We start from the raw sequence: 24,621 nt of genomic DNA on the forward strand, positions 1-24,621 counted from the left end.
GCGTTAATTAGTCGCGCAGAGCTGCACCAAACTTCTCAGATACGTGAGCAACGATAGCATCAACCGCACCAGCGATGTCTGCATCTTCAAGCGTACGCTCAAGTGACTGTAGAGTCAGAGCGATAGCTAGGCTCTTCTTACCTTCTTCAACGCCTTTACCTACGTAAACGTCGAACAGCTTCGCATCTTTAAGGAACTCGCCACCTTGCTCTAGACAAGCGTTAACGATGTCACCAGATGCAACAGCTTCGTCCACGACTACTGCGATATCACGACGGTTTGAAGGGAACTTAGAAAGCGCTACCGCTTCTGGGATCACTTTGCTGTTGATTGCAGACCATTCGATTTCGAATACGATAGTGCGACCGTTTAGACCGAACTTACGCTCAAGCTCAGGGTGAACAGTACCGATCACGCCCACTTCTTTGCCATCTACGATGATTGCCGCAGATTGACCTGGGTGAAGAGCTGGGTTAGCTTTTTTGCTTTCAGGTGACAGTGCAGCGAAAGAGTACGCTTTTTCGTTAGCAGACAGTTCTAGAACTGCTTCTAGGTCGCCTTTAAGGTCGAAGAAATCAACCGTGTTAGTTTCGATATCCCAATGTTCTTCACCGCGAGTACCAGCGATAACACCCGCTAGCATAGGCTCTTGGCGCATGCCGTTTTCTGCAGATTCACATGGGATGAAACGTAGGCCGTATTCGAATAGACGAACGCGTGGCTGTTGACGCTTCTGGTTGTGAACAACCGTGTTCAACAGACCTTGGATAAGACCAAGACGCATTGCTGACATGTCTGCAGAAATTGGGTTTGGAAGTACTAGAGGCTCAACACCAGGTACAACTAGCTTTTGCTGCTCAGGCTCAACGAAGCTGTATGTGATTGCTTCGTGATAACCACGGTCAACAAGAAGATCACGAACGCGTTTCAGTGGAAGATCCGCTTCAACGTGGTTGTGCATCTTAAGTGCTGCTGCTGGGTTTTGGTTAGGAATGTTGTCGTAACCGTAGATACGGCCAACTTCTTCAATCAGGTCTTGCTCGATAGCGATATCGAAACGCCATGTTGGCGCTACTGCCACCCAACCTTCTTCAGAAGCTTCAACAGTCAAACCTAGGCGCTCTAGGATTTCTACTACGTCAGCATCAGCGATGTGGTGACCTAGTAGGTTGTCTAGTTTAGTACGACGTAGAGCAACTTTGTTTGGCTTAGGTAGGTCTGCTTCAGACTCTACTGCAACAACAGGTGCTACTTCACCACCACAGATCTCAACTAGAAGCTGAGTTGCACGCTCCATTGCGCTCACTTGTAGTGCGTAATCCACACCACGCTCGAAACGCATTGAAGAATCAGTGTGCAGACCGTAGCTACGTGCACGACCACGGATGTGGTCAGGCGCGAAGAATGCACACTCAAGTAGAACGTCTTTAGTCTCAGTTGTTACACCAGACTCTTCACCACCAAAGATACCTGCGATTGCAAGTGCTTTGCTGTGGTCCGCTACTACTAGTGTATCTGCGTTTAGTTCTGCTTCGCTGCCGTCAAGAAGTGTTAGCTTCTCACCTTGCTCAGCCATACGAACTACGATGCCACCTTCGATCTTCGCTAGATCGAATGCGTGCATTGGTTGGCCTTGCTCTAGAAGAACGTAGTTAGTGATATCTACCACAGGGTCGATAGAGCGAATACCACAACGACGCAGTTTCTCTTGCATCCATAGTGGTGTTTCAGCTTGAACGTTTACGTTCTTAACAACGCGACCTAGGTAACGTGGACACGCAGCTGGCGCTTTCACTTCGATAGACACTTTGTCTTCGATTGAAGTCGCTACTGCTTCTACTGATGGCTCAGTCACGTCAGCGCGGTTTAGTACGCCGACTTCACGAGCTAGACCACGAATGCTGAAACAGTCAGCGCGGTTTGCTGTTAGGTCTACGTCTACAGTTACGTCGTCTAGACCTAGGAATTCACGGAAATCGGTACCGATTACTGCGTCTTCTGCTAGCTCCATGATGCCGTCTGACTCAACGTCGATACCTAGTTCCGTGAATGAACAAAGCATGCCGTGAGATGGTTGGCCACGTAGTTTCGCTTTTTTGATTTTGAAGTCACCAGGAAGAACAGCACCAACTGTTGCTACTGCTACTTTCAGACCTTGGCGACAGTTGTGCGCGCCACAAACGATGTCTAGAAGCTCTTCTTCGCCAACATCAACTTTAGTTACGCGCAGTTTGTCTGCATCTGGGTGTTGACCACATTCAACAACGTGACCGACTTTAACGCCAGTAAAAGAACCAGCAACAGGAAGAACGTCGTCTACCTCTAGGCCGGCCATTGTAATTTGGTGAGTTAGCTCGTCAGTAGTAACCGCAGGGTTTACCCACTCACGAAGCCATGATTCGCTGAATTTCATGTTGATGAACCCTCTGGATTACTTGAACTGTTTTAGGAAACGAAGGTCGTTCTCGAAGAACGCACGTAGGTCGTTCACGCCGTAACGAAGCATTGTTAGACGCTCAACACCCATACCGAATGCGAAACCAGAGTATTTTTCAGGATCGATGCCTACGCTACGTAATACGTTCGGGTGAACCATACCGCAGCCTAGTACTTCTAACCATTTACCGTTTTTGCCTTTCACGTCTACTTCTGCTGAAGGCTCAGTGAATGGGAAGTAAGATGGACGGAAACGTACTTCTACTTCTTCTTCGAAGAAGTTACATAGGAAATCGTGCAGAATGCCTTTCAGCTGAGCAAAGTTTACGTTCTCATCAACCAGCATACCTTCCACTTGGTGGAACATTGGGGTATGAGTTTGGTCGTAGTCGTTACGGTATACACGGCCCGGTGCGATGAAACGGAATGGTGGTTTACCATTTTCCATCGTACGGATCTGTACGCCTGACGTATGAGTACGAAGCATCAAATCTGGATTGAAGAAGAAAGTATCGTGGTCAGTACGCGCTGGGTGATCAGCGGCGATGTTTAGCGCATCGAAGTTGTGGAATGCATCTTCGATCTCTGGGCCTGCTTCGGTGTTAAAACCAAGTTCGCCAAAGAACTTCTCGATACGCTCTACAGTACGAGTTACTGGGTGTAAACCACCGTTTTCAATACGACGACCTGGCAGTGTTACGTCGATTGTTTCTGCTGCTAGTTTCGCTTCAAGCTCTGCACGTTGTAGTGCGTCTTTACGAGCTGCGATAGCTTGCTGAACTACGCCTTTCGCTTTGTTGATCTCTTGACCAGCTTCACGGCGCTCTTCTGGTGGTAGTTTACCTAGGCTTTGAAGTTGAGCAGTTAGCTCACCTTTTTTACCCAGATACTGAACACGCACTTCATCAAGTGCGACTAGCGATTCGGCAGCTTCAATTGCAGTGCTCGCGCTAGCAATGATCTCTTCTAGATGTTGCATCGTTTCCTCATCTACCTGTTGGTAGTGTCCATAAGGGAGTGATTGGTTTTTTGATAGCTGTACATAGTAGCCAAACCAGACACCAATGCCAAATTGAATTATGAAAAGAAGAGGTTATTGAATAAAAAGAACACAAAAACGTAAAAAAAGCACTGTTATCGAACTTAACAGTGTGCGAGCGCTTGTGTAACAAGCACCAGTTTCATAAATAAGCTTACAAACATAGAAGGGGAAAATGCATTAACTTGGTAGCAGAATCTCACCATTCAAATCATTCTGAACTGATTAGTTTTGTCGGACAGAAACCGGCTCTTGCGTTACGTACTTTTGAACAGCCCGAACTCTATTTTTACCTTCTTGCTTCGCTAAATAAACGGATTCATCGGCTGCGCGAATCAAATCGGTGTACGTACTCATGTTTTCTGTTCGTTCTGCAACACCAACACTGATGCTCCCTCTCCACGGTTCATAACACGTTGGAACGAGCATTTGAGACACCTGTTTTCTTACCATTTCCGCAACATATAACCCGCCGTCCAATCCTGTGTCTGGACAAATAACAAAGAACTCATCACCTCCCAATCTGCACACGATATCATCGCTACGAAAATGATATTTAAGTGCCTGTGCAAGCTCGATTAACACCAAGTCTCCGGCCTCATGCCCACACGTATCATTGACTTGTTTAAAATAATCCGCATCAATCATGATACAAACCAAAGGCAGTGTTTTGTGCTCCGTGTCATCCCAAAGCTTTTTCAACGTTTTGATTGCACTGCGTCGATTAGGAAGTTGAGTTAATGAGTCCGTTAATGACAGCGCTTCCAGCTGCTTATTTGCCGTTAACAACTGGTTCGTTCTTGCTTCTACTTTTTCTTCTAATTCCAAATTGAGTTTTAAGAGATCACGATTACGTTCGGACACTTGAGAAAACAGCGCATTGAGTGCTTCTAGTAATGGCTCGGTAGACGCGTTAGCTTGTTGCTCTTGTTCGCGATAAGCTTCTAAAGGAGAAACGCCTCGTTCGATGGCTTTGATCTGTTTCGCCATATTTTGATCGATGCCAAGAATGTGGTACGCCAACCAATGAATGAGAAAATCCAACAACTGCTCCGCTGATTGCCGATTATCTTCGTTAATAAAACTCTGCATGCTGACAATATCGCCCATAAAAGTGCGATGTACTTGAATATGCTTTTGGAGATGCTCGTGATGAATCCCCACTTCTCTCATTAAATTTTCCTCTTCTTTGAAGTGAAATTCGGCGTAACGAGAGAGTTCAAATAACGCGCTCTGAATATCCGCTATAGAAATCGTGTTTCGCGTCAAAAGTTTGCCGTACTTATTAATAAACTCAACGAGATACTGGTGTTGATCGTCAACATCTTCGATTCCTGTTTCAAAATAGATGTCCCAACGAAATGAATTCAACGTTACTACTCCCAATATCAACGAGTCTATATCAAGTCACCATGCCGCAACCTGAAATACCACAATAAATATAGGGAATAGTAACGATAAAAGTTTTCTAACGCCTCACTGAGTAGTCAAAATAATGACAAAGATCTCCATGATGGATTATTTTCGCTAAGCAATTCAGCCAATCTAAAAATAATACTGTATAGAGAGTTCAATAAAATCGTCGTATCGAGCAAAATAAAGTAAGTCTGTCGGCGTATCATTTTTAAATAACCACGCATCAACTTGCCACTTCAGATGGTTCGATATTCTGCTAGAGGCTTCTAACTTTGCGTTATAAACATCTGAGTTATCCAAATCTTGCGTAATCCCAGTGAGAATTTCAGTTCCATCCTCATCATTTAAGGCAAAGCGGACACCTGCAAACACATCATTTTGACCAATGTTCTGTGCGTTATTTCCCCGACTGTCATAGAGGTACTCTCCAATAAGGCCGACATCCCAAACCGTATCAAAAGCGCCGACGATGGTATATTCGAAACCCGTCACCACGCCAACATGATGGTCATAACTATCTCGATATACACTTTCAAGCTTCCATAACCAATCTCCGACAATGCCTTGAACATCAATACCGACATGACTCATCAGCGCATAATATGGTTTGAGTTCACCTTGCTCGAATCGAAAATAGGGATCTCGATTGGTCCCATACAAATAGCTCAAACCAATATCCCAATCACCTAGCATTTTGGAATATCGAAATGCCACATCAATGTGTTTCTCTTCCCTACTCGATTCATAAATAGCGTTGTCAGAAATAACAGGCTCCGTACGTAAACGTCCGTCTTGACCAGCAAAAGTACGCTCCCGAAAATAAGGAAGTACCATGGCATGAAAAGCGCCCCAATCTTTAATCGCCGTAAAATGTACCATTGGCTGACCCAGTTTATCTTCGCCATCAACCGCTTCCACGGCATCTGTTTGGTTCACAACATCAACCAGATGCGCGGACTCGGTGACGCCCCAAAACACTTTACTGATCCCAACTCTAAGCTCGTAATCATCCCAATACGTGAGAAAAAGCGCTTCTCTAATGTCACCGTGGGTTCTTTCATCATCGAGGCTATCGACTCGAAAAAACGGTGTGAAGGTGAAGCTACTCTCTCCGCTTTGGAAGTCCCAGTAAAGTTCAGGCTGAACTACAACAGAGCTTTGGCCTTTACTCTGCCCTTGCAGCCCTTGAGAGAGAAATTGTCGATGCTCAACATTCAATTGCCCCGCAAGCTCAAATGCGAACAGCGAGGGCGTTACCAACATCGCGAGTATTCCGCCAAGTTGGTTTACTCCTTTGCCCATATGCATACTACTCCCTTATTTAACTCGCTTGAGCACGTTTTTGTTGAAGTCATTCTCTTCCAACCCTGTTTGAAAGCGCAAATCGCTAGTGTTCAATTCTGTACTTTTGCCAGTTTGGTGATTCGTCATTGCCATGGTATGTGCACGCCAATATCTATCGAGGTACTGCTTATAATTAGCGAAAGTTAGAGTTTTCAATAACGCGCCTTTTCGGTCGTAAAACTCGACTTTGAGAGGACGATAATGCGCCTTGTCAAGCCATACTACCTGCTTGGTATAACCGGAGTTCTCGTCCGTTGGGATTTGCTCTAGAACGAATACGTCTTGCCCGTTAAACTTCTCATCCTTGAGGTGGTTAAAGCGGTATTTTTCGATTTCAAATGAACTCAAGTCTTCATACGCAAACTCGCTTCCCATAAACGGGCCCGACTTATTACGTGACGAAATTCGCTTTACTCGCTTTAAGGCAGGTAAATACAACCATTGGTCATCCGCACCAATGGTATGAGAATGGTTGAGAAAAGCCGTGCCCGTGACATCCCGAGGCTGGTCAAAAATGGTCAGCCCTTTGTCGCCATCCCCTTCAACTTCGAGAGATTTCAATCGCATAAGACGCGTACTGCTTTCACCTTGTGCGTTCTTTAAAATCATCTCCATGGTTGCGATAGAGTCGCCCCAACCTTCATCTCTTGCTTTTCGCTCCTGAGCAATTTCCAGCCCTTTTTCTTCATTCGCATAAGTGAATGGCGATGCAACTAGCGAAACCGACAACATCAAAACTTGTAATACGTGGTTCATTTTTTTCATGGTTCAATTCCTTTTAATTCTGAGTTATGACTGAGTTGCCGTGATGGTAGACGACTCTTTCAAACGCGCGTTATCAGACGGACTTTCTTGTAAGTACGCTTTTTTATCGAATAGCATTAGTAAGGTTGGGAGGAATAAGAAGTCCACAACCAAAGCGATGAAGATAACAATGGCGCTGAGCTGCCCCATATCCGCATTCAGCCTGAAGCTAGACATTGCCAATACAGAAAAACCTGCCACTAAAACCACCGTAGTGATCCACAGTGCGCGGCCAACGGTATGAAACGCGTAACGAACGGCTTGCTCTGCAGTTTGCCCCTCGCGGCGCGCTCTTTGATATTTGGAAAGGAAGTGAACGGCATCATCGACCACAATCCCAAGCGTCAATGTCACAACAACGGATAAGCCGAGGTTGATTTCACCCGATATCAGTGCCCACAAACCAAAGCCAATGACCGCTGGCGCAATATTGGGCATCAAACTAATTAGCCCTAATCTCACGGAGCGAAGTGCAAAAATCAGCAAGGCAGAAATTAAAACAAGCGTGATCGGTAAAGTGGACAGCATGCTCGCCATATTCGTCTCTCCAATATGGGCGAACATTAATGACGGGCTTGATGCAACCACTTGATACTGAGGGGCATGCTCTGCAAACCATTGATAGATTCTGTTTTCTAAATCGACCAGTTCCACACTGCCGAGGTTTGCCACGGTCAACACCATTTTTATCGAGGATTTATCGACGTTAATTTGATTATTGAGGTCTAGGCCGTACGGCAAAGACATTTCGTAAAGCAGTAGATATTGCGCTGCGAGCTCTCGCTCTTGAGGGAGCAAGTAATACGCCTCATCATCACCATGCATGTTCTTGTTGAGACGCTTATAAACATCTGCCAATGTCGCCACATGGTCTGTTTCAGGTTGGTCTCGTAGCCAACTAGAAAACTCACCTATCGTGTTAAGAAAATCAGGAGCGGCAATACCTTGAGACTCGTTGGTTTTAATCGCAATGCTGATGTTGGTCATACCGCTGATTCGCTCTTCCATAAAATCAGCAGCCTGACGAAACGCGTTACGTTGACCAAAGTACTCTACCGATTCGTCATTCACCTTGTTAAGTGGGATAAGACTCGCGCACACGACAATGACAGCAACCGAAAGTGGCAACAAGGCTCTTCGTTGCGAAACCACAAAGTCACCTAAGCGATCCATGACATGTTTTTGGTCTTGTGACGTTTCCATTTTTACGTGGATAGGTAGCAACTTGAGCAACGCCGGCAACAAGGTAACGGAAAGAAAACAGGCGACCATAACACCTAATGCAGACAAGTTACCGAAGTCTCGCAGGACAGGAGAATCGGACATATTCATCATCAAGAAGCCAATCGCGGTTGTTACGGATGTAATCAGAATAGGCACGAAATTCAAAGCGATACTGCGCTCGATTGACTGCACTTTCGTGAACCCGTTTTTCATTGATTGACGCATGGTCGCAATCACATGAACACAGTCAGCAACCGCAAGCGTCATGATCAACGTTGGAACGTTTACCGTCGCAGTGCTTAAGAACATTCCAGCCCAACCAGAAATGCCCATGGTCGCCATCACAGAACCAATGATGACAATCAGCGTCGCTATCACACTTAGAATGGAACGCAGCATGATAGTCAAAAAGACCAAAATCACAACGAGCATGGTTGGCACTAATGTCGAGCTGTCATCTTGCGCAGCAGTCATAAAAGCGTGGTTCATAGCAATAATGCCCGCTTTATGAAAAGTCACGTCAGGATACGCACGTTGGTAGCGGTCAATCATGGCATTGATACTCGACACCACCTCCTCCACTTCTGCGGTCTTATCCATCTCGGGCAACTGGACAGTAATATTCACCACGGTGACATCACCTTTCTCTGACACCAATGCGCTTTTTAAAACAGGTTCGCTGAGTGCAATGCTTTTGACCTTGGAAATTCGTTCTGGGGTCAGTTCGTATTCACTGTATAGAAGATCTTCAACCAACAGATCATCATCAGAGGCTTCTGTGTGTTGATAGTTAGCGATAGAGTCAACACGGCTCGAGTATGGGACTTGCCAAGCGTCGACTGTTATTTTCTGGATAAGAGACAAGGTCTGCGGGGTAAAAATGTCGCCATCTTCAGGCGCGATGACGATGGCAAGGTTGTCCGTTTTTGCGAACGTGGTTTGGATTTCATCAAACGCAAGCAGTTGCTTGTTAGTACCATCAAAGAAAATGTCGTAATCTCCTCTGAAATACAGGTTTTTACCTCCTATTGTAGCGACAGTAATCAAGAAAATAGTTGCTAGTAGAACGAGCAAACTGTATTTGGTGGGTATCTTCCCCAAACCAATTCCTTGGTGTTGCTGAGCTTTACGGTGTGGCATCACACTCTCCTTTGTGACGTTTCGTCAAATTTAAAAACTAAAAAAATCAGCCAGCGCTGTTTTCTAGTTTTTACGTAACTTTTCAAATGCCTCTCTAGGTTCTTCACCTTAAGCATCATCTTTTAAGTCAAATATTGACGATTCGTCACTTTAGTGTGATAAAAAAGCCAATCATCGTTTGGATTGGCTTCTGTAACCGATTTAGCGGTTCACTGTTTCTAAGTAAGCAATCTCTTCGCTAAAGAGTTCCTGTTCTACTCGACGCCAGGTTTTACGATAGTCCCACTCTGTAGAAAGTGGCGCCCAACCTAAGCCGTCTAATAACATATTCGCATTGTGCAACACAGAAAATGGGTCTTGGATTCGTTGTATACAGCGACTATTCGATGCGTTTTGCGCAAGCGCGTTAGAACCAAACGCGATAGACCAGTTAGCAAACACAATAGCATCCGCACCTATAGCAGGAGAAAACTTTAGATCTCCGCACTCTACTGCATTATTGACCAACGCATCTGCACCGGAAATCACTTCTTCTTCTAGCCGATTCAGCTCATTCAAACGTTCAGGTGATGCTTTTTCCAACACCCAAGGCGTTTTAGCTACAATCGCGCAAGTCGACAGCACTGGCTCCATTCGAGCGTAAATACGATAGCCTACATGCATCGCAATAATTTTCTCTCGAGTATTGCCATCGAAGTTTGCCGTGCGCTCGAAAAATATCGCTTCGCTTTTTAACGAATGGATACAAAGCGCAAGTATTACGTCTTCTTTGCTGCAAAAATGATTGTAGATGGTGCCCTTAGAATAAGAGCTAGCCGAGGTCAGCTTATCCATAGTGAGGTTCGCAAACCCCTGCTCTTGGACGAGTGACTTAGCCAGTTGAATAAGCTCAACTTCTCTATCCGCAATCGCTTGTTGCTTTTTGGTTAGCCCGGACGAGACACGACACCCGTCTCGCTTACCATCCTTTTTACAGCGAAAGTTAAACATAATCCTTTGATCCGTATACCCACACACTCCTGATAATTGTAACACGATTATGTAAAACAGGAACGCCACCATTTTTGACGAACCGTCATAATTGACACTTCGTCATAATAGATCAAAAAACAAACATTACAAGTATGAATTTATCCATAACGAAAAATTACAAAAAACTATAGTTTTATCATTAAAATGCAAAAACAAAGGCTAGACAAACTGATGTGCTGAAGATTTAGGCGAGAGATAGACGTTAAGCCAAGAGCTTACAAACTCGATATTTCCCAATACCTAAGATGCAAGCCATTGGCTCTGAGAGATAAGTGAATGGATTAGATTGAAAGGCTTGGTTTATCCCCTGCTGCTGCAATTGCGTAGCGAATATCGTCAATAAAACGAGATTCTGTTTCTACAATTCCATCAGAGAATGTCACTGGTTGATGTGGCCCAGCAAGTAGAACTACGTTTGTAAAGTCGGAAACATTAAAGTTTTCAGCGACAACATTCTTCGAGTGAAAATCAATCACCGTTTTCGCTACTTGATCTTCAAGCTCCAGCAACTGTTCTTCCGTAATTTTCATTCGCGCCAAAGCAACACGAACGCATTTATCATGTGTCGTTGTTTGCTCTTTGATTATCTCGGTGTACTTATCGTTTAACTTCGAGTTTTCTGCGTAGCTGTAGTACAGCGGGCCGTGCAACGTAATACTTTTGTTTTCATCTACGTAAACAAGGTCTAGCAACTCTAGTGCACCCAGATAATCAGACATGCTTTGCTCTGATAAGTCGTATTTCTTCTTTAAAATTGTGTATCCATCTTTTCCGCGCAACATCCTCAGTTCACGATAAAAATCGTAAAGATGTGGGAACTGAAAAAACACTTCATCTTGTGTTCGACTAAAATAATCTTCATCTTCACCTTGCAACTGATTGGCTAACTTTTGCAATTCATCCAATGTACAGTCAATCGCACGACAGTATTCAAGCAGTTTATCTAACGCGAGGTTGGTACTGGTTAAATGTCTCTTAAAAGTGGACAATGGCATGCCCATTTTTTCAGATAGCTCTCGATATGTTAGCCCCTTTGTTTTAATCGCTTGTCGTAGAGCGGCTAGCAAATATTCGGGAGTCAGATCTCTCATCTACTATTCCTTTTGGCAATGTTACAGCTTTATAATATTTGTAACAATTTAGAGCTTATTAGCAAGCTATAAGTTCATATTTTTATAATAAATTCTTGAATTAATATACCAACAACACCATTCAACACGCAAATGACATAACTCAAAAGACATTGAACTTGGTTATATATATCTAAGTCATTTAATAATAAAAGAAATAAAATCAGTTTGCCTGATCGCAATTTGTATGGCTTAGATAATTAAAACAAGAAGATAACACCAGATCACATAACTAGTTTTAGAATATTTACCCTACTTAAAGTCAGCCAATAAAATGAATAAAAATTCACATTCATAAAAAATATACCAATAAAACCCTAGGATTAGAATTTGAGTTTTTTAACATTTAGGAGTGAAGCTATGGCTTACTCAAACCACTTAAGGGAGAGTCTAAAGAAGGCGAAGAACCGATGTTGCCTCGCCAATCAAAAGCAATTCTATTCCACGAGCTTTACAGCGGTACCAAAAGCAAGGATTTCAGATGAACCATCGACAATTGAGCTTGTAGTAAAGCGAATTCCTACAATCGCATCAGCGCCTTTCTGGTTCGCTTGCTCGACCATACGTTGAATAGCAATGTCACGTGCTTCGGTCATCATTTCGGTGTATCCGCGGATCTCTCCACCAACAATGCTTTTTAGACCAGCCATTAGGTCTCTGCCGATATGCTTAGATTGAACAACGTTGCCCGTCACCACTCCTCTAACTTCTGCTATTTCCTTGCCTGGAATCGTATCTGTTGTTGTGTAAATCATGTCGTGCCCTTAATGCTATGAAGTAAGTACAGTACGTTACCACCAAGCCTTTAAATATGAAATCAGGATAGTGTTAGTAAGTTATATAGAAGTGGCTGTGCGTGAGTACCTTTATTGAAAGTATTCAATGTGAGAGGAGTGTAACCAGAAGTGATGCAAACAAGTAAGAAAACACACAGAAGAGAAATTACAGATAATAAAAAAGGAGAGCGAATGCTCTCCTTTCCTTAAACCTAAACTGCTAATTAAAGAGCAGCTTTCGCTTTTTCAACTAGAACTGCAAATGCAGCTTTGTCGAATACTGCGATGTCCGCAAGGATCTTACGGTCGATCTCGATAGATGCTTTCTTAAGACCGTTGATGAAACGGCTGTAAGATAGACCATTTTGACGAGATGCCGCGTTGATACGTGCAATCCATAGTTGACGGAATTGACGTTTCTTAGCGCGACGGTCACGGTAAGCGTATTGACCAGCTTTAGTAACTGCTTGGAAAGCTACGCGGTAAACACGTGAACGTGCACCGTAGTAACCTTTAGCTTGTTTTAGAACTTTCTTATGACGTGCACGAGCTTGTACACCACGTTTTACGCGAGGCATTATGCTTCTCCTAAACTAAACGATTGATAACTAAAAAGAATTAAGCGTATGGCAACATACGGATTACTGCAGCCACTTCACAACGTGGAAGGATTGCATTTGGACGTAGTTGACGCTTGTTCTTAGTAGTACGCTTAGTCAGGATGTGACGTTTAGTAGCGTGCTTGTACTTAATACCACCAGCAGTTTTCTTAAAACGCTTAGCAGCACCTTTGTTGGTTTTCATCTTAGGCATGATGAATAACTCCGCATTGAGTAGTTTAATAAACAATGTAATTAGGGCGAACAAAACCCATCCGTTACCTTTTATTCAAAGGGAAACGGCTGGGTTTCAATTACTTTATGAGCCGTTAATTACTTCTTTTTAGGGGCTAGCACCATGATCATCTGACGACCTTCAATACGGCTAGGGAAAGCTTCTACTACAGCAATTTCTGCAGTGTCTTCTTTCAAGCGGTTTAGAACGTCGACACCGATGTCTTGGTGTGCCATCTCTCGGCCACGGAAGCGAATTGTTACCTTCACTTTGTTGCCTTCTTCAAGGAAACGCGTCAGGTTGCGTAGTTTTACCTGATAGTCTCCAATATCAGTTCCAGGACGGAATTTTACTTCCTTGATCTGGACCTGCTTTTGCTTCTTCTTCTGCTCTTTAGCAGATTTGCTCTTCTCGAAGAGGAACTTACCATAGTCCATCACACGACAAACTGGTGGCTCGGCGTTAGGGCTGATCTCAACGAGATCCATACCAGCTTCTTCAGCAGCTGCAATGGCTTCTTGAATCGATACAACACCAACTGATTCACCGTCAGCGCCTGTTAGTCGAACTTCACGAATACCACGAATTTCACCGTTGATACGGTGCGGGTTTTGTTTTACCGGCTGTTGGCCACGTCTTCCGCCTTTAATAGCTTATTCCTCCAGATTGAGCTTACGGCTAGAGATCTCGTCTTGGATGTATGCGATGAAGTCATCCACTTTAAATTTACCAAGATCTTTGCCTTTACGAGTACGTACTGCAATTTCGCCAGCTTCCATTTCTTGGTCACCAACAACAAGCATATACGGTACACGCTTCAAAGTATGTTCGCGGATTTTAAAGCCAATCTTCTCATTTCTCAAGTCCGCTTTAGCTCTAATTCCACTTTTTTGTAGTTTTTGTACGATTTCTTGAACATAACCTGACTGTTTATCAGTAATGTTCATAAGAACTGCTTGTTCTGGCGCCAACCAAGTTGGGAAGAAACCAGCATATTCTTCGATAAGGATACCGATGAAACGTTCTAGAGAACCTAGAATTGCACGGTGAATCATTACCGGAACAAGACGTTCGTTGTTTTCACCTACGTAAGTTGCACCTAGGCGACCTGGTAGGTTGAAGTCTAGCTGAACTGTACCACATTGCCATGCACGGTCTAGACAGTCATATAACGTAAACTCGATCTTAGGACCGTAGAATGCACCCTCGCCTTCTTGAATCTCGTATGGAATTTCCATTGATTCTAGAGACTGTTTCAATGCTTCTTCAGATTGATCCCAGATTTCATCTGAACCTACACGTTTTTCTGGACGAGTAGACAGTTTCACTACGATGTTGTCAAAACCAAATGTTTGGTACGTATCGTAAACCATCTTAATACAGCTTGTTACTTCCTCTTGGATTTGACTCTCAGTACAGAAGATGTGAGCGTCATCCTGAGTAAAGCCACGTACACGCATAATGCCGTGTAGTGCGCCAGATGGTTCGTTACGGTGACATGAGCCGAACTCAGCCATACGTAGCGGAAGATCACGGTACGATTTCAGACCTTGGTTAAAGATCTGAACGTGACCAGGACAGTTCATTGGTTTGATTGCGTATTCACGGTTTTCAGAAGAAGTTGTGAACATCGCGTCTGCGTATTTATCCCAGTGACCAGAACGTTCCCAAAGAACGCGGTCCATCATTAGTGGGCCTTTCACTTCTTGGTAGTCGTATTCGTTTAGTTTGTCACGAACGAACACTTCTAGATCACGGAAGATAGACCAACCATTGTGATGCCAGAACACCATACCCGGTGCTTCTTGTTGCATGTGGAATAGGTCTAATTGCTTACCGATTTTACGGTGGTCACGCTTCGCCGCTTCTTCTAGACGAGTTAGGTGCGCTTTCAGTGCTTTCTTATCGTGGAAAGCAGTACCGTAGATACGTTGAAGCATTTTGTTGTCGCTGTTACCACGCCAGTAAGCGCCTGCAACATTCAATAAAGTGAAGTGTTGACAGAAGCCCATGTTAGGAACGTGAGGACCACGACACATGTCAATGTATTCTTCATGGTGGTATAGGCCCGGGCGATCATCGCGAGATACGTTTTCGTCTAGGATTTCCACTTTGTACGGTTCACCACGTGATTCAAATGTATCACGTGCTTCCTGCCAGCTTACTTTTTTCTTAACAACTTCGTACTTGGTTTTCGCAAGTTCTTTCATACGCTTTTCGATCTTTTCAAGATCTTCTTGCGTTAGAGACTCGTCTAGGTCGATGTCGTAGTAGAAGCCATTGTCGATGGTAGGACCAATCGCCATTTTAGCTTGTGGGTATAGCTGTTTTAGAGCGTGACCAAGAAGGTGAGCACAAGAGTGACGAACGATTTCTAGACCGTCAACTTCATCTTTTACTGTGATGATTTCTAGGCTTGCGTCTTCTTCAATTAGATCACACGCATCAACGCGGTTACCGTTAACACGACCAGCAATCGTTGCTTTTGCAAGACCGGGACCGATCGATTGCGCAACTTCCATTGTAGATACTGGGTTGTCAAATTGACGCTGACTGCCGTCAGGAAGAGTAATAATAGGCATGCTATGTCCTTTACAGTGGTGTTGCATACCAAGCAACACATGTTATTCAAATTTAGAAGCTATTTGTTGATAAATAGTTGAGAAGCGATAGAGGTCGCTCAGTAACACGAATACCGGACCGCTATCGGAAGAGCGATTGTACCTAGCTCACATTTAGATTGCAAAGCGCGATTTCAGTTTGTCATTGAAAGTTCACTACTAAATAAGCTACTCGGCGAAAAACACCATTGGTATAATAGCCAGCACGAAACAATGAGTGACACTATAGTTAATTTATTGAGTAATCTATATTTAGGTATTCATCATGAAGAAAAATCGATGGCAACCTACAATATTGGCTTTTGCTTTTTGGTTGCCTGCTTCCACTTTTGCCTCTAACGACCTTTACGGACCACTTCGATCTTACGCTCAATCGCCAATGCAAGTGGTCAGTCATACCAACCATCTCCGCTCTGGGTTTAGCTTGCCTTCAGAGTACATAGAAGCTTATGGCTCGGCGACAATAGCGAGTGTTTGGGCTCATACCGACGAATACGCTTTGGATTATTACCACAACCAATTAGAAATTGGAGCTAAGTGGCAAGTCAGTTCTCAATGGCAATGGGAACTCAATTATCGCTGGGTATTTGCTGCGGATAATCATCTGGATGGCTTAACAGAAAGCTTTCATGACCTATTTGGAATTGGACAAAACGGGCGAGATAAAGTTGATAAAAACCGCTTTTACATCTCAATGCCGCAATATGATGTGTTGGAAGACGGCTTCGAAGGCCAAACCATCGCGAACAACCTCTCGACGTACGTTCAATACCAAATATTGCAAAATGAACGTCATGGTCTTTCGCTAGGAGGAAGCCTCTATTATAACAAAGTCGCGCACGGTACCTTTAAAGGCAGTAACTTTGAGCAAGGCGTGCAACTCAATTACTCTTATCTTTACGGAGCACACGCTTTCTATTCAATGTTCGGGATGACTTTTCGTTCTGACGATCGTGCTCTTCTCGATTTACCTTACCGCCACAACACCGCTGCAATGGCGGGTGGATATCGTTATGCACCTTGGGAAAACCACCACTTTATTGTTGAATACCACTGGTATCAAGGTTCCACTGAGGGGCCAGCAGAATTTGCCGATGCGTCAAATGAAATTGTGATGGGATATCGCTATCTCATGGGCAACTCTGCCCTTGAAATCATGGCGATAGAGAATGCGAGAAATATGGATAACAGTACCGATATCGCATTCACGATTGGATATCGGTACCTACTTTCATCTGACTCGGAAAGCGAGTTTTTATAGACTCAAGGTTGGTGCCACTGCGGCTGCCACTTGCGCATCAGTGGCATTGATTGGCAATGTGAATGAGCGATACTGATCACCTGAGAAGCTCAAAGAACGGTCAATTTCAGCCAAACAGTGCATCACCTGCCCTTCCAAAATGAAAGACAGCTCAATTTCCTTTGAAGACACAAACCCGCTATTGCGAAACTCAAGCTCTTGATAGATACCAGAACGGGAGGCAAAAGAGCCGCCGCGCAAAAAGCCTTTTTCGACATCTGCTTTCACCATAGTAAAACCAGCTTGTTCAATCGCTCGAATAACGCGAGATGCCACTGGTAGTGGTTTCACTTCAATGTAATCGCGATCTCGTGGGTCGATAGCAAAATCAATATCCAGAGTGGTTTCTACCCAAACATTGCACTGGTTCTTCAATGCGCTAACCGCAGTGATAGGTGTTTCATCATGCAGTTTTAGCTCGAAAGGCACTTGTTTTTCTTCATTCGGTTGAATCACAAACGGGTCAACCGCCTTGAGCTGGTCGATAGTGAAGGTTTGATAACTTACGCTATCGTCCACTTCAACTTTCATTTCTGTGTTCAATTTAATGGTGATAGCGTCGATCTGCTGTTCAACATCCCCACCTTTGATATGAACATGTCCCTTCAGCGTCGCACCTTGAAACACGCTCATTTCATCCAAAATAGTATCCACTTTTGCAGATCCAATACCCAACGATGCTTTTAATTTCTTAAACATGCCTTTCCTTTTTTGCGACTGTTTTTATTAGTTGTGCTTTGTTTACACAATTGCCTTATAAGCTGCAAGCAATAGACCGCAAGAATACGGCTTGATTCCACTATCGATTCAAAAAATATCAAATCAGCCAAATCATTCAGCAAGCAAATGCCCGTTATTTGTCTCTAAATGTCGTATTTTTCGATAACTATTTGCAATTTGTACTTAAATTGAGCAGTATTTGTATAGTCAATTTAAAAGGTATCATTATGTCTGCGCCACTCTACATGCAAATCAAACAATTTATCCTCGATAAAATTGATTCCGGAGATTGGATGGTCGGACAGCGCATTGCGACTGAAATCGAGCTGACTGAACAGTTTGGTGTAAGCCGAATGACAGTAAACAAAGCGATACGAGATTTGGTGAATGAAGGGAAACTACAACGTCGCCCAAGGTTGGGAACGTTCGTTTGTGACCCTAGTGAGAAATCAGAATCCCCATTACTAGATATTCGCAATATAGCGGAAGAAGTCAGTGACCGAGGACGCCAATACAGCAGTAAAGTAGTTCAACAAGTCGCGATAAAAGCGGACGATGGCATCGCAATAAAACTTGGTGTAATGCTTGGTACAACAGTGTTTTACAGTGAGATCATCCACTATGAAGACAGCACACCTATTCAGTTAGAACTGCGTTGGGTAAACAGCCAATACGCCCCGAGTTATCTTAACCAAGACTTCACCCAAATTACTCCTAATCAATACCTATCTAATAACTGTCCGTTGAGCGCGATTGAACACACGGTTGAAGCCATTGTTCCCGATAATCGCATCAAACTGGATTTGAAAATGCAGGCCAATGAACCTTGTCTTCTTCTTAATCGTAGAACATGGAGCCAAGACAAATTGGTCAGTACAGCTCTACTCTACCACCCAGGTAATAAGTACAAGCTGAGCTCTAAAGTTCTGCTCTAGGTGCATATAAACAGCCTTTCCCACTACGTTTTGATCACATTTTAGCAACATCACGCTTGTCACCGCATTCTTTTTGACCTATTTATTTGTATATACATTTAAAGATACAAATCAAAGTAGGAATGAGAGAATGGATTTGCTGATTGAGAATGCCCGACTAGTTAGCATGGAACGTGGTGAAGCAGGTTACTTACCAACGCCGCCAGCCCGTGTTGGTATTCAAGCTGGTAAAATCGCGGCTATCAGTGCTCATCCAGTTGGAAGAGACACCCCTCAAATAGAAGCGCTTCTGTCTCCTCAGCACTATTCGCAAACTATCGACCTACAAGGTCAACTTCTGACGCCGGGACTCATTGATTGCCACACCCACTTAATTTACGCGGGGAATCGCGCGAATGAATTTGAGATGCGCTTAAACGGCGTGCCTTATCAGGAAATAGCGAAGCAAGGTGGCGGTATACTTTCCAGCGTAAAGGCCACTCGAGCAGCTACTGAAGAGCAATTAATTGAGCTCGCGTTGCCTCGTTTAGATGGCTTGTTAGCAAGTGGGGTTACGTCGGTTGAAGTAAAATCAGGCTACGGCTTGACGCTCAAAGACGAACTTAAAATGCTGCGTGCTGCAAAAGCCTTAGAACAAGAGCGTAACGTCAAGATCACAACTACCCTTCTTGCCGCTCATGCTTTACCGCCTGAATTTGAAGGTCGCGCAGACGATTACATCGAACATGTTTGTCAGGAAATCATCCCAATCGTCGCAGAGGAAAACTTGGCCACCAGTGTGGATGTGTTTTGTGAGTCTATCGGTTTTAATTTGGAGCAAACCGAAAAAGTATTTGCGACAGCGAAACAATATGGCTTACACGTAAAAGGCCACACAGAGCAGCTATCAAACCTTGGTGGCACTGAATTGACCGCACGATACAAAGGCCTTTCGGCTGACCATATCGAATATCTCGATGAAGACGGTGTGGTCGCCCTTTCGAAGTCCGATACCGTCGCCACACTACTACCCGGTGCTTTTTACTTCTTGAGAGAAACTCAGTTACCACCGATTGAGCTACTAAGGAAGTACCACGTGCCAATGGCTATCGCCACCGATGTAAACCCAGGTACATCTCCCTTTTCCGACCTGACTCTAATGATGAATATGGCATGCACCCTATTTCGTCTCACGCCACAAGAAGCATTGCGCGGCGTAACGCAACATGCTGCAACAGCACTTGGCTACACCAACTCGCGAGGAGTGATAAAAACAGGTTTCGATGCGGACTTTGCTATCTGGGATATCGAACACCCAGCAGATTTAAGTTACCAAGTCGGAGCAAAACGCCTCGTAGGTCGTATAGTAAATGGTGAATATGTTTCACACGGAGGCTTTTAATATGTCTCAGTCAGATTTACACCAGCAAAAATTTCACTGGCAAGGCCGTCATGATGCTGAAGATGGCAAATTGGGTCAACGCATTCACCACGTCGTTAAACATCAAAAAACAAGCGAGCTAGAGAAAGCCTCTCAAGGCGTATCCATTCTGGGTTTTGCTACCGACGCAGGCGTTGCGAGAAACAAAGGCCGAATTGGAGCAAAAAAAGCACCAGATTTGATTCGTAGAGCGCTAGCGAATCTCGCTTGGCATAAAGATGCCCAGCTTTATGATCTTGGGACTGTCGTTTGCGATGATGACTTGTTAGAAGAAAGCCAATCACGCTGTGCAAACCTCATTTCAGAAGCGCTACCTCACACGCCAACTATCGTTTTGGGGGGCGGACACGAAATTGCGTGGGCATCGTTTTCTGGTCTAGCGGAATATTTCAAAACGCATCATCCAGAGAAAAAGCCAAAAATTGGCATCATTAACTTCGATGCGCACTTCGATTTGCGCGCGTTCGAAAGTTCATTAGCGGATGTAAAACCAAGCTCAGGTACACCATTCAACCAAATTCATCATTTTTGTCAGCGTAATGATTGGGCTTTCCATTACGCCTGTTTGGGGGTGAGTCGCAGCAGCAACACGCAAGCTTTGTTCCAAAAAGCGGACGAGCTGAACGTATGGTATGTAGAAGATAGTCAACTCAATTACTTGAATCACAGCTACCACCTAACCCAACTGCAACACTTTATCGACGATTGTGACTATCTCTATCTCACCATTGATTTGGATGTATTCCCAGCAGCAACCGCGCCAGGCGTAAGTGCTCCTGCGGCTAGAGGTGTAAGTTACGACACAATCGCACCTTTTTTAGAACGAATTCTTCACTACAAAAACAAGCTTATGTTAGCCGATATCGCAGAGTACAACCCGAATTACGATGTCGATAGTCAAACCGCTCGCTTAGCTGCCCGTTTGTGTTGGGACATCGCCAACGCCATGGCGGAGAAAGAACATAAACCTCAACCTATTAAATAACCATCACTTTGAAATCTAAGTGAATTTTGAATAAAAAGACCAAGCAAGCACTTGGTCATCACGAGAAACTAAAGGAGTCTGAAAATGACACAGCGCCAGGGACAAGATCCACGACTTGATACAAGCAGAACAATTCGTGCACCTCACGGAAATAAACTGCGCGCAAAATCTTGGCTTACAGAAGCCCCACTTCGTATGCTGATGAACAACCTAGATCCTGATGTGGCAGAACATCCACATTCATTAGTGGTATACGGCGGCATTGGTCGCGCAGCACGAAACTGGGAATGTTACGACAAGATTGTAGAAGTACTGGAAAGACTCGAAGATGACCAAACGCTTTTAGTGCAATCAGGTAAACCTGTGGGTGTTTTCCCAACCCACAAAAACGCACCGCGTGTGCTCATTGCTAACTCAAACTTGGTTCCGCATTGGGCAAACTGGGAACACTTCAACGAGCTTGATAAGCAAGGTTTGATGATGTACGGCCAAATGACCGCGGGTAGCTGGATTTATATCGGTTCACAAGGCATCGTCCAAGGCACTTACGAAACCTTCGTGTCAGTTGCGAAAAAGCACTTTAACGGCGATGCAAAAGGTCGCTGGGTTCTAACTGGTGGTCTTGGTGGCATGGGTGGCGCTCAACCACTTGCGGGCACCATGGCTGGTTTCTCAATGATTGCCGTTGAGTGTGACGAATCACGTATCGATTACCGTCTGCGTACTGGTTATGTTGACCAAAAAGCGACTTCCCTAGACGAAGCACTCGCAATCATCACCGAATCGGACACGCCAGTATCTGTAGGTCTTCTAGGTAACGCGGCCGACGTTTTCTCTGAGCTTGTTGAGCGCAATATCACACCAGATGTAGTTACTGACCAAACCTCTGCGCATGACCCACTAAATGGTTACCTACCACAAGGTTGGAGTATGTCTCACGCTGCAGAAATGCGCCTACAAGATGAAGCCGCTGTTGTAAAAGCAGCGAAGAAATCCATGGCAGTACAAGTGCAAGCGATGCTTGATCTGCAAAGCCGTGGCGCGGCGACACTCGATTACGGTAACAACATTCGTCAGATGGCACTGGAAGAAGGCGTAGAAAATGCGTTTGATTTCCCAGGGTTCGTTCCTGCTTATATTCGTCCTTTATTCTGTGAAGGCATTGGGCCTTTCCGTTGGGCAGCTCTATCTGGTGATCCAGAAGACATTTACAAAACCGACCAAAAAGTAAAAGAGTTAATTCCTGACAACCCACATCTGCATAACTGGTTAGATATGGCGCGTGAGCGTATTCAGTTCCAAGGTCTTCCGGCTCGTATTTGTTGGGTAGGTTTGAAAGATCGTGAGCGCCTTGGTCAAGCGTTCAACGAAATGGTGAAAAATGGTGAACTAAAAGCTCCTATCGTTATTGGTCGCGACCACTTAGATTCAGGCTCTGTAGCAAGCCCGAACCGAGAAACAGAAGGCATGATGGACGGCTCTGACGCAGTATCAGACTGGCCACTATTAAACGCATTATTGAACACTGCTGGCGGCGCAACATGGGTATCACTTCATCACGGTGGTGGCGTAGGAATGGGCTTCTCCCAACACTCGGGTATGGTCATTTGTTGTGACGGTAGTGACGATGCTTCTCAACGCATTGCTCGCGTACTGCATAACGACCCTGCAACAGGTGTAATGCGTCATGCTGATGCGGGATATGATATCGCCAAACAATGTGCAGCCGAGCAAGGACTGGATTTACCAATGCTCAACGAAGAACTGAAGAAGCTCAAGTAAGGATGAAAGAGATGTTAAATTTAACGCTAAAGCCAGGTCATATTAGCTTAAACGAACTGCGTCAAGTGAGCCGTTCCCCGGTCAACCTTACTTTGGACCCAGAGGCCATCCCGGGCATTGAAGAAAGTACTCAAGTTGTCGACCGTGTCATTGCGGAAGACCGTACCGTCTATGGTATCAACACCGGTTTCGGTCTTTTAGCAAACACACGAATTGCACCAGAAGACTTAGAAACGCTGCAAAGAAGCATTGTTTTATCTCACGCTGCGGGTATCGGCAAATTCATGTCTGATGAAACCGTCCGCCTCATGATGGTTTTAAAAATCAACAGCTTGGCTCGTGGATTTTCTGGCATTCGTTTGAAAGTCATCAACATGTTGATTGATTTGGTCAATGCACAAGTTTATCCATGCGTCCCTCAAAAAGGCTCGGTGGGCGCTTCAGGCGATTTGGCTCCCCTAGCCCACATGAGTACGGTGCTGCTTGGTGAAGGTCAAGCACGTCACAATGGCCAAATCGTATCCGGCTACGAAGCACTAAAAATTGCTGGTCTTGAGCCTATTACACTAGCGCCAAAAGAAGGCTTGGCGTTACTCAATGGTACACAGGCTTCAACAGCATTCGCGCTAGAAGGTCTGTTTATTGCCGAGGATCTTTTCGCGTCAGCAACCGTGTGTGGCGCCATGTCTGTAGAAGCCGCACTAGGTAGCCGACGTCCGTTCGACCCTCGAATCCACCGCGTACGTGGTCATCGTAGCCAAATGGACGCAGCACTCGCATACCGTCACCTACTGGATACATCAAGTGAAATTGGTGAATCGCACACCAACTGTGAAAAAGTGCAAGACCCATACTCACTGCGTTGTCAGCCGCAAGTGATGGGCGCGTGTTTGCAGCAAATCCGCAACTCCGCTGAAGTATTGCAAGTAGAAGCGAACTCCGTTTCTGATAACCCATTAGTATTTGCAGAAGATAACGACATCATCTCTGGCGGTAACTTCCATGCAGAACCTGTTGCGATGGCAGCCGACAACTTAGCTCTCGCCATTGCAGAAATCGGCAGTTTGTCCGAGCGTCGTATGGCACTTCTCATCGACAGCGCGCTATCAAAACTGCCGCCATTCTTAGTCGATAATGGTGGCGTGAACTCTGGCTTCATGATTGCTCAAGTAACCTCTGCGGCATTAGCAAGTGAAAATAAGACCCTTGCTCACCCAGCCTCAGTAGACAGCTTACCAACATCAGCAAATCAAGAAGACCACGTGTCAATGGCGACATTCGCGGCTCGAAGACTGAGAGAAATGGGTGAAAACACTCGTGGCATTCTGGCTGTCGAATATCTATCGGCGGCGCAAGGTTTGGATTTCAGGGCGCCAAATAAATCGTCTGAGCGAATCGAAATTGCAAAACAGATGCTGCGTGAAAAAGTGTCGTTCTACGATAAAGACCGTTACTTTGCACCCGATATCGAGCAAGCAAACACATTGTTGAAACTCGCTCTACATAACGCACTGATGCCAGAGAACCTTCTGCCAAGCGTACATTAATCTGTAGAAGCAAACTTCAGTCTAGGCTCCACCTCTTCGTGGAGCCTTTTTTGTGTCTATACTCTTAACGATTCGTGAGTGATATCAGAGTCACACGACGCACTTATTCGCATCATAAATGGATAAGCTATTCAAG

20 protein-coding genes are annotated in these 24,621 nt (G+C 44.7%); 6 read left to right on the forward strand and 14 right to left on the reverse strand.

Going from position 1 to position 24,621, the window contains the following annotated elements:
- Nucleotides 1-7: 7 nt before the first annotated feature.
- From pheT to thrS, 13 genes are all read right to left on the reverse strand, one after another.
- Entirely contained in the window at nucleotides 8-2,413 is a 2,406-nt protein-coding gene (gene pheT / locus ACF8OV_RS06155) for a phenylalanine--tRNA ligase subunit beta (RefSeq protein WP_045587713.1), read from the reverse strand.
- Nucleotides 2,414-2,431: 18 nt separating this feature from the next.
- Nucleotides 2,432-3,415: a phenylalanine--tRNA ligase subunit alpha gene (gene pheS / locus ACF8OV_RS06160; protein WP_005385470.1), complete on the reverse strand. Its 984-nt coding sequence runs from the start codon at nucleotides 3,413-3,415 to the stop codon at nucleotides 2,432-2,434.
- Nucleotides 3,416-3,700: 285 nt separating this feature from the next.
- Nucleotides 3,701-4,846, reverse strand: a complete 1,146-nt coding sequence (locus ACF8OV_RS06165) for a GGDEF domain-containing protein (protein ID WP_025505207.1) — start codon at nucleotides 4,844-4,846, stop codon at nucleotides 3,701-3,703.
- A 174-nt stretch (nucleotides 4,847-5,020) separates the two neighbouring features.
- The gene (locus ACF8OV_RS06170; protein ID WP_203502936.1) at nucleotides 5,021-6,193 is read right to left on the reverse strand and encodes a hypothetical protein; all 1,173 of its coding nucleotides are present in this window, start codon (nucleotides 6,191-6,193) and stop codon (nucleotides 5,021-5,023) included.
- 15 nt (nucleotides 6,194-6,208) lie between these two features.
- Entirely contained in the window at nucleotides 6,209-7,000 is a 792-nt protein-coding gene (locus tag ACF8OV_RS06175; protein ID WP_031855915.1) for an outer membrane lipoprotein-sorting protein, read from the reverse strand.
- A 24-nt stretch (nucleotides 7,001-7,024) separates the two neighbouring features.
- Nucleotides 7,025-9,403 (reverse strand): RND family transporter, encoded by a 2,379-nt coding sequence (locus ACF8OV_RS06180; protein WP_203502731.1) that lies wholly within the window; start codon nucleotides 9,401-9,403, stop codon nucleotides 7,025-7,027.
- Between the two features lie 201 nt (nucleotides 9,404-9,604).
- Nucleotides 9,605-10,393, reverse strand: a complete 789-nt coding sequence (locus ACF8OV_RS06185; RefSeq protein ID WP_005462636.1) for a TetR/AcrR family transcriptional regulator — start codon at nucleotides 10,391-10,393, stop codon at nucleotides 9,605-9,607.
- A 323-nt stretch (nucleotides 10,394-10,716) separates the two neighbouring features.
- Nucleotides 10,717-11,526, reverse strand: a complete 810-nt coding sequence (locus ACF8OV_RS06190) for a helix-turn-helix transcriptional regulator (RefSeq protein WP_005462617.1) — start codon at nucleotides 11,524-11,526, stop codon at nucleotides 10,717-10,719.
- A gap of 476 nt (nucleotides 11,527-12,002) precedes the next feature.
- Complete coding sequence (locus ACF8OV_RS06195; protein WP_005462608.1) at nucleotides 12,003-12,320, reverse strand: heavy metal-binding domain-containing protein; 318 nt, start codon at nucleotides 12,318-12,320, stop codon at nucleotides 12,003-12,005.
- 245 nt (nucleotides 12,321-12,565) lie between these two features.
- Nucleotides 12,566-12,919 (reverse strand): 50S ribosomal protein L20, encoded by a 354-nt coding sequence (gene rplT, locus ACF8OV_RS06200; RefSeq protein WP_004727974.1) that lies wholly within the window; start codon nucleotides 12,917-12,919, stop codon nucleotides 12,566-12,568.
- Between the two features lie 40 nt (nucleotides 12,920-12,959).
- Nucleotides 12,960-13,154 (reverse strand): 50S ribosomal protein L35, encoded by a 195-nt coding sequence (gene rpmI, locus ACF8OV_RS06205; protein WP_005462620.1) that lies wholly within the window; start codon nucleotides 13,152-13,154, stop codon nucleotides 12,960-12,962.
- 119 nt (nucleotides 13,155-13,273) lie between these two features.
- Entirely contained in the window at nucleotides 13,274-13,825 is a 552-nt protein-coding gene (gene infC / locus ACF8OV_RS06210) for a translation initiation factor IF-3 (RefSeq protein WP_071651979.1), read from the reverse strand.
- Nucleotides 13,826-13,828: 3 nt separating this feature from the next.
- Nucleotides 13,829-15,757 carry a threonine--tRNA ligase gene (gene thrS / locus ACF8OV_RS06215; protein ID WP_005490070.1) on the reverse strand — a complete coding sequence of 643 codons (1,929 nt, stop codon included), beginning with the start codon at nucleotides 15,755-15,757 and terminating at the stop codon, nucleotides 13,829-13,831.
- A gap of 304 nt (nucleotides 15,758-16,061) precedes the next feature.
- Here thrS and ACF8OV_RS06220 point away from each other — a divergent pair, with 304 nt between their 5' ends.
- Nucleotides 16,062-17,057 (forward strand): DUF3187 family protein, encoded by a 996-nt coding sequence (locus ACF8OV_RS06220; RefSeq protein ID WP_086590609.1) that lies wholly within the window; start codon nucleotides 16,062-16,064, stop codon nucleotides 17,055-17,057.
- Here ACF8OV_RS06220 and ACF8OV_RS06225 read toward each other — a convergent pair.
- On the reverse strand, nucleotides 17,052-17,795 hold the full coding sequence (locus ACF8OV_RS06225) for a sporulation protein (RefSeq protein WP_005462606.1): 744 nt from the start codon (nucleotides 17,793-17,795) through the stop codon (nucleotides 17,052-17,054). The two genes, ACF8OV_RS06220 and ACF8OV_RS06225, sit on opposite strands and share 6 nt — an antisense overlap.
- 248 nt (nucleotides 17,796-18,043) lie before the next feature.
- Here ACF8OV_RS06225 and hutC point away from each other — a divergent pair, with 248 nt between their 5' ends.
- The 5 genes from hutC to hutH all read left to right on the forward strand — a co-directional run bounded on the left by hutC (nucleotide 18,044) and on the right by hutH (nucleotide 24,485).
- Nucleotides 18,044-18,751 carry a histidine utilization repressor gene (gene hutC / locus ACF8OV_RS06230; protein ID WP_020840466.1) on the forward strand — a complete coding sequence of 236 codons (708 nt, stop codon included), beginning with the start codon at nucleotides 18,044-18,046 and terminating at the stop codon, nucleotides 18,749-18,751.
- Between the two features lie 130 nt (nucleotides 18,752-18,881).
- Complete coding sequence (hutI, locus tag ACF8OV_RS06235) at nucleotides 18,882-20,132, forward strand: imidazolonepropionase (protein ID WP_031845570.1); 1,251 nt, start codon at nucleotides 18,882-18,884, stop codon at nucleotides 20,130-20,132.
- Nucleotide 20,133: 1 nt separating this feature from the next.
- Nucleotides 20,134-21,156 carry a formimidoylglutamase gene (gene hutG / locus ACF8OV_RS06240; RefSeq protein ID WP_140363867.1) on the forward strand — a complete coding sequence of 341 codons (1,023 nt, stop codon included), beginning with the start codon at nucleotides 20,134-20,136 and terminating at the stop codon, nucleotides 21,154-21,156.
- Between the two features lie 84 nt (nucleotides 21,157-21,240).
- Nucleotides 21,241-22,938, forward strand: coding sequence for a urocanate hydratase (gene hutU / locus ACF8OV_RS06245; protein ID WP_005462647.1), 1,698 nt, complete (start codon nucleotides 21,241-21,243; stop codon nucleotides 22,936-22,938).
- Between the two features lie 11 nt (nucleotides 22,939-22,949).
- A complete protein-coding gene (hutH, locus tag ACF8OV_RS06250; protein WP_025502080.1) occupies nucleotides 22,950-24,485 on the forward strand; it encodes a histidine ammonia-lyase in 1,536 nt (511 codons plus the stop codon).
- The last annotated feature ends 136 nt before the right edge of the window (nucleotides 24,486-24,621 follow it).

The organism is Vibrio sp. GLN_1, assembly GCF_043106015.1.
Taxonomy (GTDB): domain Bacteria; phylum Pseudomonadota; class Gammaproteobacteria; order Enterobacterales; family Vibrionaceae; genus Vibrio; species Vibrio parahaemolyticus.